This is a genomic window from Paenibacillus rhizoryzae (assembly GCF_059686995.1).
The window spans coordinates 1-15,782 of record NZ_JCAALT010000023.1 but is presented as its reverse complement, the minus strand read 5'-3'; the positions used below and the strand labels follow the sequence as shown (position 1 = coordinate 15,782).

Below are 15,782 nucleotides of genomic sequence, written 5' to 3'. Positions count from 1 at the left end.
AGCCCCACGGGCAGTGACGTTCTACCCCGGCTACCCGTACTAAACCTCTTAAAGAGAAAAGAGGTCAACCAGTAAAAACTGGCTGACCTCATAATACGAACGGGCAGTTTATTTGCAAAAGGAGGATACTGCACAAGAGTACAGTCTTGTTTGTATATTGATCATAGCGAGATTCAATTAACGGCCAACGGTAATTTTAGCAAGAAAACCAGCTTTCCTTACATCAAAGTAACTAGATGAACTTTTTTTCAGTACTACTACTGAGAAAGCTGAACTGGTATACTTGAAAATGGAATTTTCGTCACTACTCTTTGAAGCTTCATAACTATCTCTAAGGAGGTTGTAAGATGACAATGCCACAACGTAAGCTAGGTTCGACGGGGATAATCGTGGGGGAAATCGGGATGGGCGGAATGCCGCTCTCCGTTAACGGACGCCCTTCAGAGGAAGACGGCATCAGAACGGTGCATGCCGCATTGGAGTATGGCATTACACTGTTCGATACAGCCGATTCGTACTGTTTGAATTCGACCGAAAACGGTCATAACGAACGTCTGCTCGCCAAATCTTTACATAACCGTCCCGAAGTGGTCATCGCGACAAAAGGAGGCCACATTCGTCCGGATGGACGTTGGGAAACCGATGGCCGTCCTGAACACTTGCGTCAAGCGTGCGAGGACAGTTTGCGCGCGCTCGGCGTGGAAGCAATCACGCTCTATCAATTCCATCGTCCGGATCCTAAGGTTCCGTTTGCGGAATCCGTGGGAACAGTCGCGGAATTGCAACGGGAAGGGAAGATCGTTCACGTGGGACTGTCGAACGTTTCCGTTGCACAACTGGAAGAAGCCCGCAATATTGTAACGGTCTCGTCTGTTCAAAACCGTATGAACTTGTTTGACCATTCATCCATGGACGTGCTGAAGCGCTGCGAAGAGCTCGGTATTGCATTCCTACCATACAGCCCTCTAAACGGCATGGGCAACGCGCACGGCATCGGCAGCAACGATACGCTTTCGCGGATCGCCAGAAGTCATGATGCATCGCCGCAGCAGATCGCGATTGCATGGCTGCTTCGATTGTCGCCCGTCATTCTGCCGATTCCCGGCGCCAGCAAAGCGGTGAACATCGTTAACTGTGCGGGTGCATCAAATGTGGAACTTTCCGCCAAAGACGTAGCTGAATTGAACGGTATCGCTGCTCAAATCACGGCCTAAAAAGAGAAAATCATACATGATTGAACTATCGGAGAACAATAGCTCAATGACACTAGGCTGCCGCCATAGACGGCAGCCTGTTCTGCTAACGGGCAGAGATGACGAAACAACAAGGACAGTTTAGCAGTTCGACGGGGCATCGGATCGCAGTGCACATTTTCACTTTGGAGGACAAGCACATTATGGATAATCAGCTCATCACATCGTTCCGAATGCTTACACGCAGTACGAAGTGGGAACTGCGAGACAAGATTGGTCTTCAATTCAACAACGGCCATGCCCAAGGGATGGTTCGAATAGGTGACCTCTTCTACATGTCCTCGGTTGAGCTTGCCGAGATGCCGGTTCGCTACGATTTACCGCAGGATGGGTATGACCGTTCTCCCGGTAGGGGAATCGGCCACCTGTTTGCCTTTGACAACCGAGGGAAGCTCGTGAAGCATACGCTGCTTGGCGAAGCGGACATGTACCATCCTGGCGGGATTGATTTCGACGGCGAACATCTATGGGTGCCGGTCGCCGAATATAGGCCGCATAGCGAATCCATCGTGTACAAGGTGGATCCGATAACGATGCTCGCACAGGAAGCTTTTCGCGTCAGGGATCACATCGGGGGCGTGGTTCATGATGGCCGGAACGGATCGCTGATCGGGAATAGCTGGGGCTCGCGCACGTTCTACGAATGGAACCGGGCGGGGCGGATGCTGCGAACGAAAAACAATGCGAGCCACTTTGTGGATTATCAGGACGGTCAATATGCAGGCGATGGGATAATGATCGCGAGCGGCATCTCCGAGCTGGCCAATCCCAATCCGGCAGGTGGCCATGCCGAGCCGTACGAGCTAGGCGGTTTAGCCCTGATCGATATGAACGCGCTGGAGGCGATTCACGAAGTGCCCATTACGGAATTTTCGCCGCGGGGACATGTGATCACCCGCAATCCGGTATTTCTGGAGACTGCGGGCAGGGAGCTTCGGCTGTATGCGGTGCCGGACGACGAGCGCGGGTCGTTGCTAGTCTATGAGACACGCAATTTGAACCCGACTTGGCCGAACGAATAATAGTTATGCTGCTAGGTGCAGCCTTTAGCTGAACGGGTAACCGGCTACGGACTCATGTTGGATCCAATCAACTTCTCATGAAAGAGGGCGTACCCATTAGTTCAAATTGAGAGAAATGTGATTTACTATGAACGAATCAAAGATTACCCGTTCGCCTATCGTAAGCCAAATTAAAAACGTTGTCTTGTGGACGAGGAATTTAGAAAAATCGGTTGCTCTTAATCGGCAGCTATTCAGCGTATCACCTGAACAAGAACAGGCATATCCCGATAACAATTTGCACTTCTTTGAGTTGTTGCATGGCGGCAAAATTATGATCGATGCCAACGGCATGGACAAAATACCCGTGCCCGAATCGTCCTCCCCACTGTTTTTCATCCCGGCTGATGATATCGACGAAGCTGTCGTTTTCGTTTAACAATTAGGCTTTCAACTTGTATATGGCGGGATTACGCGTTATCCCCAGGTGTCCTTCTTCAACATGCGTGATGATGATTTCAATGTCATTACTGTTTGTCAAAACCACCTATGACGAAGCTGCCGGCACGATCGGCGGCTTCATTATGTTAACGGGCAGAATAGCAACTCGAATGTGAAAATATGGTATATATTACAATAGATCGGATTAGTAATTTAAGTGTTGAGTTTTCCTTACAGAAGAGGGCTCATATAATGAAAAGAGGTTTGTTTCATTTTTTTTAAGGAGGCGATAGTGAAATGGAGTTGGACTGCGTCTTTTGTAAAATTGTCGACAGAAAACTTCCAGCAAAAGTAGAATATGAAGATGACCGGGTTATAGTATTTCACTGTAAAGACCCTTCTGCCCCTGTTCATTTGCTGGCTGTTCCGAAAAAACACATCCCAACCATGATGAACGTAGAAGAAGCAGACCTGTCTGTTATTTCTCAGATTCATAAGATTGCACAGCAGATGTACCGTCAGTTTAATCTCGTAGGAATGAGTATGAATAATAACTGCGGGGAAAAAGGTGGGCAGGATGTGTTTCATCTCCATTACCATATCAAGGGATGGAAATAATGGAAATCAATACATAGAGTTATTTATGGATGCAAATGTTGTTGCTCAAATTGGAAACAATAGCACAATAGAATACGACGGCAGCTGGATTGATTATCGGCTGCCGTTTTTCATTGAAGCAACAGGTTTTCATAGATTGATAGCACAACAAAGGGTTAATCGTAGCTATGGCGAAAGGGTATCATAAAACGCTTACGGGACGTCATAAACGTTCTCCAGAAGAACAAATTGAAGTAATAAAAGAGATCGATAATAAAGGCACTTGGATAGTTGAAGGTACAGATAGAGAATCCTATCAATGTTTGTACCAAATGGCAGATAGAATCATATTTCTTGATACTCCATTGTGGAAGTGAAGGATTAGAATCCTAACAAGATTTATAAAGCAAAAAATTGGAATTGAAAGGTGTCGTTATAAGTCAGATATCACGATGTTGAAGATGATGTACAAATGGACAAGGGAGTTTGAACAAAGTAGACACAGTTTTGAAAACAAGTTAGAAATTTACGATGAGAAGGTGATCAGGTTAAGAGATAGTAACAAACTGGATTTAACTGAAGGAATACAGGCTAATGGAGAACGATAACAATAGAAAGAGTTAGTAAAAATGAAGCGAAGTGAATTTCAGATTCATCCCTTATCTGAAGGGGGACGTTTATAATCTAGAGACAGGGACATAATGACTTTGTTGACTACCACCGAAAGTGAGGAGCATCGTTTATGTCCAATAAAAAGAGCTACTATTTATTCGAAGATTCAACCGGAACTACTATCGAGTATCGAGCCACCAGTTTGCAGCAGGCTATGGTAATCAAGAAAAGATTAGCCTTAGACTTGGGGATTTCCAAGGAGGATTTTGAATTAACGAACATTAGTAATAAGCGAAGTACGGACGGGGAGAACTCTGATGAATGAAAAGAACATATCATTAACAAGTAACGTCGTCGTATAAGCAACTTTTGATAAATTTAATGGCGTAAATAACAGGTACAATAATGCAACGGAACAGGCTACCATAGCTTTATTTAGATATTGGATGGTAACACTGAAAATGAAGAAGGCATTAGGAATATAAGCAACCACATTGGTTGAAAAACAATCCGCGGCAGAAATTACGGGGAGTGTTTTTATCCAATGTGGTTTTTTGTATGGATTTGAGGCGTTTTTTTATGCTCAAATGGCGAATGTAACAGCACTAGCCTAATAAAAGCACCTCTTCCTTTATACCTAAATGTTTAGGGTTTGCTACGACACCAAACTCGGTTTTCCTACACAACAATCTTTAATAAAATTTTATATATTAAATATAATTTACTATAAATCATTTTGTAAAAGTCGAAAATATGAGTATTTGATCCTATTTTAAATAAATAAGTGTGATAAAAGAGGTGTTTTATGTCGAAAGTACTGATAAAAACAAATTTATTGATAAGTATTGAATAAATATATTAAATATAATATTGTTGTATGAGATTAATGTAATCGCTTGCAGGACGACGCAGAATTTGCTTGGCGAACAGCCGATCCTTTGCTCTTCACGCATCCATGTCATTCGATTCATTAGTTGAAGCGCTTCGCTTGGCAATATCCTGTAGAAGGTGGGAGGAATAATGATTGCAAAAGAAGCAAGAGTTGAAGTCATGCCCGAAGTGGCGCGGTTAAACAAGAACAATGCATGGGCCAAAGTATGGAGTTTCAGGCATATCTACTTATTTATGCTCCCGGCTTTTATCTGGTATCTCGTTTTTTGCTACTATCCGATGTACGGTATTTTGATTGCATTCAAAGATTTCAAATACAACCTGGGGATTCTGCACAGTCCTTGGGAAGGCCTTCGGTATTTCAAGCAATTCTTAGGCGATTCCAGTTTCTATTCGGTGCTCTACAATACGCTGTCTATTAGCTTCCTGAAGCTGTTGCTTGGATTCCCGGCTCCGCTGATCCTTGCATTGATGCTGAATGGCGTTATGCATAGCAAAATAAAAAGACTCTTCCAAACGATTTCCTATCTGCCGCACTTTGTTTCCTGGGTCGTTGTTGTGACGCTGATGCAGAAAATTCTTTCTCCTAATGTGGGACTGGTTAATGACATCAGGGATCATATGGGGCTTGAACCGATCTTCTTTATGGGGATGCCGTCCTTATTTTATCCACTGGTCGTCATTTCGGATATTTGGAAGGGCGTAGGTTGGGGCTCGATCATTTACTTGGCCGCTTTGACTAATATCGATCCGCATTTGTATGAAGCTGCGGAAATGGATGGAGCAGGTCGCTGGAGCAAGCTGTTTAAGATTACGCTGCCATCTCTGACGCCTACGATCGGTATCTTGCTGATCTTCTCTCTCAGCGGCGTTCTGAACGCCGGCTTTGACCAAATCTGGTTGATGCAGACGCCTGCTACACTCAGCGTCTCAGAAATATTGGATACTTATGTATTGAAAACAGGTATTCAGCAGGGGCAATTTGCTTACTCCACGGCCATCGGGTTGTTCAAGTCCCTGATCTCTCTTCTCCTTATCGTGGCCGTGAATAAAGTTTCCAAAAAAGTGAGCGACGTATCGCTATGGTAATCAGGCAGCATTCATTTTATGAACCTAAGGAGGTGCAGGTATGGGTGTGAGAAAACTGTCGGCGGCTGATAAATTCTATTCCACGGTGAACTATACGCTGCTGCTCATATTCTGCCTGACGGCACTCTATCCCTTTATCTATTTTTTGGCGCTATCCTTCAACGACGGCTATGACGCCATGAAGGGCGGCATCTACTTCGTCCCGAGGGTAGGTACGTTTGAGAACTACAGCAAAGCATTCAATAACCCTCACATCATTCAATCGTTTTGGATCTCCATTTCCCGAACGGTTATCGTAACCGTAGGTTCTACGCTGCTGACGGCCTTACTAGCCTATGGGCTTTCGCGGAAAGGCTTGCCGGGCAGAAAGTATATCGTCTTCTTCTTTTTCTTCACAACACTGTTCAGCGGGGGACTTATTCCGACCTTCATTCTGTACCGTGAGCTGCATATCCTGAACACGTATTGGGTGCTTGTCCTACCATCGCTGTATAGCTTTTTCAATGCCATTATTATGAAGACGTTCTTCGACGGGATCCCGTTAGGTTTATCGGAATCGGCGCGAATCGACGGCGCAAGCGAGTTAAGCGTATTTTGGAGAATTATCCTCCCGCTTTCGATGCCGGTAATGGCTACCATAGCCCTCTTCGTCGGGGTAGGCGTCTGGAACGACTGGTTTACCGGGCAGTTCTTCATCCAGAAAGAAGATCTGCAACCTGCAGCTACGTTCCTGAACAAAATGATCAGTGAAGCGTCGTTCCAGTCCATGACGGGGTCGAGCAGCGGATCGTCCATTAAAAACATGAACGAAAACCAGATGGCGCTGCGAGGTGTAACGCCTGAGGCACTCAGGATGACCTTCGTAATCATTATTACGGCACCGATCATCTGCGTGTATCCATTCCTTCAGAAGTATTTTGTTAAAGGCGTACTGGTAGGTTCGCTCAAGGAGTAGTCGAGTACCGAGTATAGAAGGCATCGCCTTTTATATAAAAAAATTAGCAAAAGAAAGGGGCTTGTCTAATGCGTAAGACCAGACTAAAAAGTTCTCTTAGCTTGATGCTTGCCGTCCCGATGATTGCATTATCCGTAACAGCATGTGGAGGAAACAACAATGATTCGGGTTCCTCCAATTCGGGAACAACGAATTCTTCGGGGACAAACGAATCCAATGCACCTAAGGAGACTACTCTATCCTTCCTAAGCGCCTGGAACGGCGGCGGTGCGGGATTTCCGCAGGATCAGGAAAACAATCCGGTTGCCAAAGCGGTTAGAGAGAAAACCGGCGTAACGTTAAAGCTGGAATCGATCACAACAAGCGAAGTTGAGAAACTGAACACGATCTTCGCTTCGGATACGGTTCCGGATATCGTAAATGCGCCGTACTGGTCGACGACAGGCGGGGAAGGACAAGTCATCAAGAAAGCAGCTTTGGAAGGCCAACTTCTCGATTTAACCCCTTATCTGGATAAATATCCGAACGTGAAGAAACTGATGACGCAAGGTGTAGCGAAGGACTTTGCAGAATTCGACCTGAATAGTCCTGATTTGGAAGGCAAGCAATATGTCATTCCAATGCAGACGCCGGACGGCACGCCAGAGAGCATTCATAACTGGAACTACGGCCTCTATGCCCGTGGAGATATTCTGAAGGCGTTGAATGTTAATGGTGCCGATATCGACACGGAAGAGAAGCTCGCGGATCTGCTAACTAAAATCAAGAACGGCAATTTCAAAGATATTAGCGGCAAGCCGGTCATCCCTTCCGGTACGATGCATAATGGATGGGACTATAGCCAATTCCTATCCGGCTGGTCTGATTACAACATTTCGGACTTCCGTCAGGAAGACGGCAAGCTTATCCACTGGACACAATCCAAAGACCAAGAAGCTCGCCTGCTGTATATGAGAAAGCTGATCACAAATGGTCTCTTTGACCCTGAGGCATTCAGCAATACCGATACGACAGCGAATGAGAAGCTCGCTACAGGCAAGCTGGCTGTATTCGGCGCTCAAAGCATGATTGGCGAATTGCAAAAAACCCTCTATAAAACGAATCCTGAAATGCAATACGAACTGCTTGGCCCAATGAAGAATAAGAGCGGTAATATTGTGACGCAAGTAGAGAAGCCAGGTCGATCCGGGTTCCCGGTTATCTTCTTGAGCGCGAAGATCAAAGATCCGGATGCGGCGCTGCGTCTGATTGATTACTTGAACAGCGACGAAGGCCGACTGCTCGCTTATTGGGGCATCGAAGGCAAAGATTATACGCTGGCAGATGGCAAGCCGCAATGGGTTGCAGATGTGAAGAAGCAATTCGACGATAATCCGGATGTGAAGCGCGACGAAGGTCTCAACTATCTCTCCGGCAGCTTCATGGGCGCTTTCTCCTCTGAAGTCACTTGGCCGATTCCGGATGACCAGAAGACGCAATGGGAGAAACTCGAGGCTAGCTACTCGAAGAGACTGCCGATCCAAATCATTGACAAGGTCAGCGCAACTTATCTGGAAAGAGATTGGCCTAAATACCAAGAGTTCAGGGATAAAACCGCAAGCTTGAACTTTGACGAAGAATTCCGCAAAGCATGCTACGCGAAATCCGATGACGAAGCGCTGAAGATGCTGCACAGCATTCAAGACAAGTTTAAATCTGCCGGCGTAGAGGAAATGGCTGCGTATGTCGGTGAAAAAGCTGCATCGCGTGATGATATCGGTTGGTAATACGAGGTTGATTCGAGTATAAGAATTAGTAGAAAAGACCAAATCGCATGATCGTGCGGGTTGGTCTTTTCTGTGTTGTTCTTGTAACAAACCCTTCCAATTACTCGTTTAGAAAGGTAACATGCTTTTGCGGAGGTATTAATGAAGAATCCATTAAAAAGTAAAGTTATTGTTATTTTATTAATTATAACTTGTTGCATCCTCTTGCTTTTATTTTGGTGGTTATATAATAGGGTGAATACTCCAAACCCAATGGATCCGTAACCGATTGTTTATTGCGCTAACGGGCAGTTTAATAGAGCGTAGATAGATGAAGCGCTGGCAGAAGTCTTTTTCATTAGAGTTAAGAGCAGTTTTGGAAGCGGTTTCCGACGCATGGTTCCGGAAGAGGCGTGGCCGTCAGCGACAAAAGCTAGTGTACTTACATACTTGGAGTGTCACATACACGAGGATCCTGGTACTTGGACGAATCTCTTCGAACCAGGTCTACTCACTGTTAAATGCAATGTTCTATAGGAGGAGTATGGAGGAGGAGTAAGGTGTGACCAAACTATTATTTGACCCCATGAAACATCCCGATTGGACCCCGCCACAAACGACTGAAAAGTATCGTTTTGTTGCCGAAAATACCCAGGATTTAGTCGGTGTCGTGGATATGGAAGGTATAGTTCTATATGCCTCGCCATCCCATGAATTGGTCCTGGGGTTTCCGTCCAGCGAGTTTGAAGGAAATTCTGCTTTTTATTTCGTTCATCCTAACGATCTTGCGTACGTTAAGAGGCAATTCGATGACATGGTTACATTAGAATCAACGTTCGATTTTGAGTGGAGGTGTAAAAAAGCAGATGGCAGTTGGGTATATATCGAGACCAGGGGCACTCCTATATTTGATGAAAATCGCAAAGTAGTGCAATGCGTGTACGGGTCTCGTGATATTTCAGAACGAAAGAAGGCAGAAGAACTCCTTCTACGAACTGAAAAGCTTTCGATAGTAGGTCAAATGGCGGCAGGGGTTGCACATGAGTTTAGAAATCCTCTAACCTCGATCAAGGGATTCGCCCAGCTGTTACAACAAGGTAACGAAAAACCCGAGTATATTGAATTGATTCTATCTGAGGTTGGGAGTTTGGAAGCTATATTATGGGGATTTGTAATGCTTGCCAAACCCCAAACTCCGAAAATGCAGGAAGTTGATGCGGCGGTTGTTTTACAACAGGTGGCCTAATGGTCAGCAACAAGATTGTCCACGAACACGGAGGGAGTGTTCACATCGAAAGCACGGTCAACGAAGGAACCATTGTTGATGTGATTTTACCCATCTACTCGTCATTAATGTAATCGCTTTCTTGGCGATGAACCAACTATAATGTAACTTAAAAATGAGAAAAAAACCGAAATGCTTGATATCACATGGGATCGGGCAACGCCAACGAAGCGCGAAGCTCCCTCTGAGTTCAATAAGACAGCAGCAGTCTAGGACTTTATTTTCTCGTCCGGGGCTGCTGCTGTCCCATTTGTCGTCGGCTGGCGAGCTTTCCGTGTATTTTAGGCTTCGTGAAGCACAGCAAGCGCAAGTATTGAAGACCCAGATTCAGTGACAGGCCGACCTCTTTGAACAAAATTCCAACTTACTATTTCACCTTCGTCAGAGACTCTAAATGTAGCCGCACTTTTACATTAATCTTCATAGTAGACCAATGCCTATCCCATGTATCTCTGGTTATTGGTTTGGAGAACGGTTTAGTAGTCAACCCCCCGATTTGAAGGGGGTCAATCTGTAATTTTTGCATTTTGGATAGCAAGCGGATGACATTCTCCTCCAAGTACCGTTCGATTTTTTGTGTGAGAGCGACATATTGGAAGTTATTTTCGATTCTTGAGAGCGAATCCAATTCATCAATTCTTCCCTTCACGTCGATTTCGATGGATAGGGATGATAAATCCGGGGCTAGTTTCTTACGGGTATGCGCGCGAATATGCCCTAGCGTAACCGAGAGGTCAGGAAGGACTAAATATCGTACGAATCTGTCCCTATACAACAATTGATTGATTTGATCGTCCTCTCCACGTATCTCCGCAACCATACTGTCCCGGTCGAAAAATGCTGTGCCTTCATACAGGAACTGTTCGCCTTTCGCGCGAAATACTGGTAGCTGGGGATCGGAAACCTGAGAGTACAGCATTTTCATAAACTGGTGCAAATTGACGACGGTAATTTCGCCTTGTTTTTTCTTCTCGTAATGTTTGAACATGCGATAAAGGTAATAATCGATATTGTCTGTTTCATCCAAGTGTTTGGCGAGGAATTCATTAAAGTTGCCTTTCGTGATGACTAAGTACAACCGTTGCGAAATGTTCGGATCGGTCAGGACGGTATTGATAAGACGGGTCAGTCCCCGTTTCGCATAAGCTTCGTCCACGAACAGCAAGCGGATTTGACCGGCTTTCAGTTCGTTATAATAGGTCAAATTAAACCCCTTATTGCCTTCATTCAATAGAGAGACCTTAAGGGTAAGGACGCGTTTCTTCTCCTTGATAAGAGGAGGGACGAGCGTGCTGATTGTTATCTTTCCGTCTTTTTCTCCTCCACCCTGTACAGACCAGAAAATGATCGGCGTGATTTCTTCGATTATATTGTTTTCTGGTACGGGGACGCAACCGCATGCGAATGTCAACAATGAAAACGATAGCAGCACAAGCGTTGCTCGTACGAAGCATTTCATGACGTTGTCCTGGCTTTGCGCTTGATCGCGATCCAGACGAGAAGAGGCACTAACAAGTAAGAGGCGGATCCTGCCCACATCTGCAGTTCGAGCCAAAATGCCTGCTCGATCCCGGGCTCCCAAAACCATTTGCTGATCGGAAGAGTGACGGCCATCGCCGCACAGCCGCTAACGATCAGCCCAATACGCGTAGTGCTTGTCTTCGTCTTGCCTAGAAAACGAGATGCGCCATATATCATTAACACGAACAAGGCGATCGAGTAAAGGAAGCTGAACATATATGCCGAGATCAGAATAATATCGATCCTTTCGAATACAGGAGATTGCAGGTAGCGCCCCATCTCCACGTTCGGGTATTTGATGGTTGGCAAGTATTTGGAGCCGAAGAAGAGCAAGGAAGCAATGGAAATAAAGAGATACTCTCCGACAGAGATGGCGTTAGCGATCGTTAAATATTTTAGCATTTTCCGTTGCGGATTCAGCCAGTATGAAATAGCGATTAAAAATTCAGGTCCGGAGTACGACGAAAAAACGAGCAGTAGTGATTTCCATGTAAACGCCTCTGGGCCAATAGGAACGAGAGGGTATAGATCGTGAATCGAATTTGATTGCACCAAAAAAAACGGAATATATAAAAAGAAGATCCAGATCGTTCCAATGAACACGACAGCTACGAACCGTACCATACTTTCCATTCCAAACAGCGCCAAATAGCAGCTAAGGATAAAAGGAAACACAATGTGCCATTCTCGGTCCATAGAAGGAAAAACAAATTGCTGCATGATATCGGCATAACTGACTGAAATGAAAGAGATCTTGAGCAAAAGGAGCGGCAAACTTGCCAAAGCTAACATTTTGATGCCTGTTTTTCCGAATACTCTTTCAAAACCCTGGTACCCTAGGGCAGAGTAGGGGGTTGCGAACCACTTGGACAGCATATATAGGCAAAATTGGGAGACTATGCCCATTGCTACAATCACCAATAACATATACGGCTGAACGAGGGCTGAGGGCATGACAATCATGTAATACAGCATTTGAATTCTATTGGTGAGGAAAAGCGCGTAAAAACCGCTTTCTTGATGTGAGGTTTTTCGAAACAGCGACATAGCTTGCATGGGTTCATTTACTCCTTCGGCTAATACGATACTTGTTTAATGGACGCAATGCTTCAGGACGATTGCGCATAGCGTGTAACGGCCCTCGGACGAAAAGATCGACCCAATCTCTCCAATAAAACGGAGATACCGGCGCCAAGTAGGGCTGGTTCAAGGACGTAAGCCCGTTCAGATGGGCAAGCATGCCGAAGAGTCCTAGCAAAATGCCGGGAACGCCCAAATAGGTCGCGAGAATCAAGAATATGAATTGAAGCAGTAAACTGGATTTGGTGACCAGATAGTTTGGAACGAGAAAAGTGGAAATCGCCGAAATGCCTGCCAATACGATTAACACTTTGCTTGCGAATCCGGCTTCTACCGCAGCTTGTCCTATAACGATTCCTCCAATTACCCCCAAGTTTTGGCTCGTTTTGGTCGGCATTCTTAGGCTGGCTTCCTTGATAATTTCTAGCGTAATAAGAATAATAAACGCTTCCCAGAAGGGGGATAGTGGCAGTTTGCTACGAGACTCGATGATTACATATAAAATTTGTAGGGGAAGCATTTGATAATGATGAGTCGTTAATGCCACGTAAATTGGAATTAGAGTAATGGAAAGAAGGAAACTGAGATAGCGTAACGGCCTCAAGAAGCTAGCTACCAACCAGCGGTTAATATAATCCTCCGGCGACTGAAACAAGTGAAACAGCGTAATCGGAGCGACTAAGGCGAAAGGCGTGTTATTGACGAAAATGACCAATTTTCCGATGCCTAGTGCATACGCGCAGGAATCCGGTCGATCGGTCTGTAAATATTGAGGAAAGATGCTGTGATAATGGTCTTCCATAAACGCTGCAACATGTGAAGAGTCCAAAAACATATCGAAGTCGATGCTGGAAAGTTTTTTTTTCGCGACCTCTACAAATTCTGGATTGATTAGCCCATCGATGTACATAAGGACTACGGTTGTTTGGGTTAAGGAGCCGACGGAGTATCTCTCTGTTTTGAGTGCTGTTAAAGGAAGCCTTCTTCTAATCAGCAAGATGTTTTGCTCCAGCTGCTCGCTGAAACTGTCTTTTGGGCCGAACATTATTGTTTCCGTCTCTGAGGTTTCGATAGGCCGGCCGAGCGAGTTGGGGAGCAAAATGGCGTGCCATCGCCCGCTGGATGAGTCGTGAACCAGCACCGAGCCCTTCATGAGATACTGGAGGGCTTGCTCCAAATTGGATAAACGTGCAATTTTGGCGGTAGCCAGGCTTTTTTCTACCGAACTTTGGAATGATCGAACGAGGGGCTCAAGAATCGATTCGTTAAGACGCTCCTGATCGATTAAGGTTCCAAGATAAATAAATGTTAAACGAAGTCCGTCGGTAGTATCTCGATCAATTATCTCCGCATCCTCAATAAGGGCGAGGCGCTGCTTTAAAGCTTCTAAAGAGATTGCTGTCATTTTTCATCCCCTGAATCAGCATGCTAAGTTTTCCTTTATTATGCTATTCTTGATCGCGTTTTAAACAAACGATTGGAAATCTTCGAATCGATAGAATGTAATTCACTCAGAATACAGGTAAGAGGGTAGCTTCTAACTGTGAGGAATGACACAATAATCCCCCAATCAAAATTATAAGTGCGGGATGATTATGTCAAAAAAATAGGGGTAGCCTAGACTTTTTTGATATTCAAGAAATTACTTTGAGGTCAAGCAACAACAACACTTATAGAGGGAATATTGATATCGAAAAAGATGACTTAGGACTTATTAATATCAATATATCTGGAACAGTAATAAAGGCAGGTTCCGGTCTATTTCAATCTTTACGTGGATTTTAAACCTTTTGTTGAAAAACGGGGAACGATAGCTGAAAAACACCTGTGGATTGCTATAGTGGCGATGATAATTCCAGCCCTTGTTGCCTTTGTAAATAAAGTTGATGTGGTTGCAAGATTTAAACCGTATAAAGAAGATAAAGCGAGCGTACGGATGCGGCGATTCCAGAAAAGGCAATGCCCATTGACGGTTTACTCGGATTTTCCTTCTCGACGGCTCTATGCGGATTCGCGGATAGTTTCTGGACGATGTGCCTGTTCCGTTTCCTTGCAGGCATTACGTTCACATCACTGCCTCTTCTTTAACTGGCTGCTGATGCCGCTGGATTGATTATCGGCTGCCGTTTTTCATTAAAGTAATGGGCAGTTTAGTTGAATAGACAAAAATGATAAAATAAAGAAAACTAAGAACGTTTTGACATTCTCTTATTTAAAGGAGCGCACGTATGATGCTTAAAAAAGATAATACTGTAATTGGTTTTATTGGTACTGGCGTAATGGGTAAAAGCATGGCCGGTCATCTGTTGAAGGCAGGATATTCTTTAATCGTTTATAATCGGACAAAAAGTCGGTCAGATGAACTGATCACTCAAGGCGCAGTTTGGAAGGATACTGTAGCGGAGGTAGTTTCACAAGCAAATGTTGTTATTACAATGGTGGGATATCCTAAAGATGTGGAAGAAATCTATTTTGGACAAGACGGAATCCTATCTAATGCAAAAGCAGGCACATATGTCATAGATATGACAACATCTACACCATCATTGGCGAGAAGAATTTATTTGGAATCGAAAAATAATGGAATTTACGCAGTTGACGCGCCGGTTTCCGGCGGCGATATTGGGGCAAGAGAAGCCAGATTAGCGATCATGGTTGGCGGAGACGCTTCTGCTTTCGAAGCATTGCTTCCGATTTTTCAAATCATCGGCAAGAATATCCAATTGCAAGGCGATTCAGGTGCCGGACAACATACAAAGATGTGCAACCAAATTGCAATAGCATCCACTATGATTGGTGTCTGTGAAGCGATCGTATATGCTGAAAGAGCAGGACTTGATCCTGATACCGTATTGAAAAGCATAGAGACCGGAGCAGCTGGGAGCTGGTCATTAAGTAATCTGGGACCGCGAATGATCAACGGAAACTTCGAGCCCGGCTTTTATGTCAAACACTTCATCAAAGATATGGGGATTGCTCTTGATGCTGCCAAAGAAATGGGATTGTTAACACCCGGGCTTGAATTAGCCAAATCATTATATGATGAGCTTGCAAGCAAAGGAGAAGAGAACAGCGGCACTCAAGCATTGTACAAGCTTTTGGCAGGAGAGCTTTAACAATTCAAGTACTTTATTTCTGTCGGTTGACAACAACATTATTTCCTTTCCGACAAGCAGCCGGTTGGCCTGTACCTTGTTGAACTAACGGGCAGCATTCCTATTATGAAGAAATACGAGGTTTGAGAAATAAAAAGACTCCTTGGTATGATGTTAATGGGGTCCACGACGCTGGCCGGCTGAACGGATCCCAAAA

Annotated in this window: 13 protein-coding genes and 1 pseudogene; 11 read left to right on the top strand and 3 right to left on the bottom strand. The window is 44.8% G+C overall.

All coding sequences use genetic code 11. The features are described 5' to 3' along the window. Nucleotides 1-347 precede the first annotated feature (347 nt). The 9 genes from AC6ESO_RS30215 to AC6ESO_RS30175 all read left to right on the top strand — a co-directional run bounded on the left by AC6ESO_RS30215 (nucleotide 348) and on the right by AC6ESO_RS30175 (nucleotide 9,830). Nucleotides 348-1,214 (top strand): aldo/keto reductase, encoded by an 867-nt coding sequence (locus AC6ESO_RS30215; RefSeq protein ID WP_497094575.1) that lies wholly within the window; start codon nucleotides 348-350, stop codon nucleotides 1,212-1,214. A 182-nt stretch (nucleotides 1,215-1,396) separates the two neighbouring features. Next, complete coding sequence (locus AC6ESO_RS30210) at nucleotides 1,397-2,275, top strand: DUF6454 family protein (protein ID WP_497094574.1); 879 nt, start codon at nucleotides 1,397-1,399, stop codon at nucleotides 2,273-2,275. Nucleotides 2,276-2,402: 127 nt separating this feature from the next. Then, the gene (locus AC6ESO_RS30205; RefSeq protein WP_497094573.1) at nucleotides 2,403-2,693 is read left to right on the top strand and encodes a hypothetical protein; all 291 of its coding nucleotides are present in this window, start codon (nucleotides 2,403-2,405) and stop codon (nucleotides 2,691-2,693) included. Nucleotides 2,694-2,992: 299 nt separating this feature from the next. Further along, entirely contained in the window at nucleotides 2,993-3,313 is a 321-nt protein-coding gene (locus AC6ESO_RS30200) for an HIT domain-containing protein (RefSeq protein ID WP_497094572.1), read from the top strand. A gap of 721 nt (nucleotides 3,314-4,034) precedes the next feature. Next, the gene (locus AC6ESO_RS30195; protein ID WP_497094571.1) at nucleotides 4,035-4,229 is read left to right on the top strand and encodes a hypothetical protein; all 195 of its coding nucleotides are present in this window, start codon (nucleotides 4,035-4,037) and stop codon (nucleotides 4,227-4,229) included. 695 nt (nucleotides 4,230-4,924) lie between these two features. Beyond that, nucleotides 4,925-5,884 carry an ABC transporter permease gene (locus AC6ESO_RS30190; RefSeq protein ID WP_497094570.1) on the top strand — a complete coding sequence of 320 codons (960 nt, stop codon included), beginning with the start codon at nucleotides 4,925-4,927 and terminating at the stop codon, nucleotides 5,882-5,884. A 40-nt stretch (nucleotides 5,885-5,924) separates the two neighbouring features. After that, a complete protein-coding gene (locus AC6ESO_RS30185) occupies nucleotides 5,925-6,839 on the top strand; it encodes a carbohydrate ABC transporter permease (RefSeq protein ID WP_497094569.1) in 915 nt (304 codons plus the stop codon). Between the two features lie 68 nt (nucleotides 6,840-6,907). Then, entirely contained in the window at nucleotides 6,908-8,605 is a 1,698-nt protein-coding gene (locus tag AC6ESO_RS30180) for an extracellular solute-binding protein (RefSeq protein WP_497094568.1), read from the top strand. 541 nt (nucleotides 8,606-9,146) lie between these two features. Then, nucleotides 9,147-9,830 (top strand): PAS domain S-box protein, encoded by a 684-nt coding sequence (locus AC6ESO_RS30175; RefSeq protein WP_497094567.1) that lies wholly within the window; start codon nucleotides 9,147-9,149, stop codon nucleotides 9,828-9,830. Between the two features lie 406 nt (nucleotides 9,831-10,236). Here AC6ESO_RS30175 and AC6ESO_RS30170 read toward each other — a convergent pair whose 3' ends face one another. From AC6ESO_RS30170 to AC6ESO_RS30160, 3 genes are read right to left on the bottom strand one after another with little or no spacing between them, the layout of a single operon-like run. After that, nucleotides 10,237-11,328: a Ger(x)C family spore germination protein gene (locus tag AC6ESO_RS30170; protein WP_497094566.1), complete on the bottom strand. Its 1,092-nt coding sequence runs from the start codon at nucleotides 11,326-11,328 to the stop codon at nucleotides 10,237-10,239. Then, entirely contained in the window at nucleotides 11,325-12,446 is a 1,122-nt protein-coding gene (locus tag AC6ESO_RS30165; RefSeq protein WP_497094565.1) for a GerAB/ArcD/ProY family transporter, read from the bottom strand. The genes AC6ESO_RS30170 and AC6ESO_RS30165 overlap by 4 nt, the downstream gene beginning before the upstream one ends. Before the next feature lie 4 nt (nucleotides 12,447-12,450). Continuing rightward, nucleotides 12,451-13,875 (bottom strand): spore germination protein, encoded by a 1,425-nt coding sequence (locus AC6ESO_RS30160; protein ID WP_497094564.1) that lies wholly within the window; start codon nucleotides 13,873-13,875, stop codon nucleotides 12,451-12,453. Nucleotides 13,876-14,441: 566 nt separating this feature from the next. On the opposite strand from AC6ESO_RS30160, the pseudogene AC6ESO_RS30155 reads away from it, so the two are divergent. Beyond that, nucleotides 14,442-14,534 (top strand): annotated as a pseudogene (locus AC6ESO_RS30155) (hypothetical protein); the annotation flags it as partial. 167 nt (nucleotides 14,535-14,701) lie between these two features. Continuing rightward, nucleotides 14,702-15,586, top strand: coding sequence for an NAD(P)-dependent oxidoreductase (locus AC6ESO_RS30150; RefSeq protein ID WP_497094576.1), 885 nt, complete (start codon nucleotides 14,702-14,704; stop codon nucleotides 15,584-15,586). The last annotated feature ends 196 nt before the right edge of the window (nucleotides 15,587-15,782 follow it).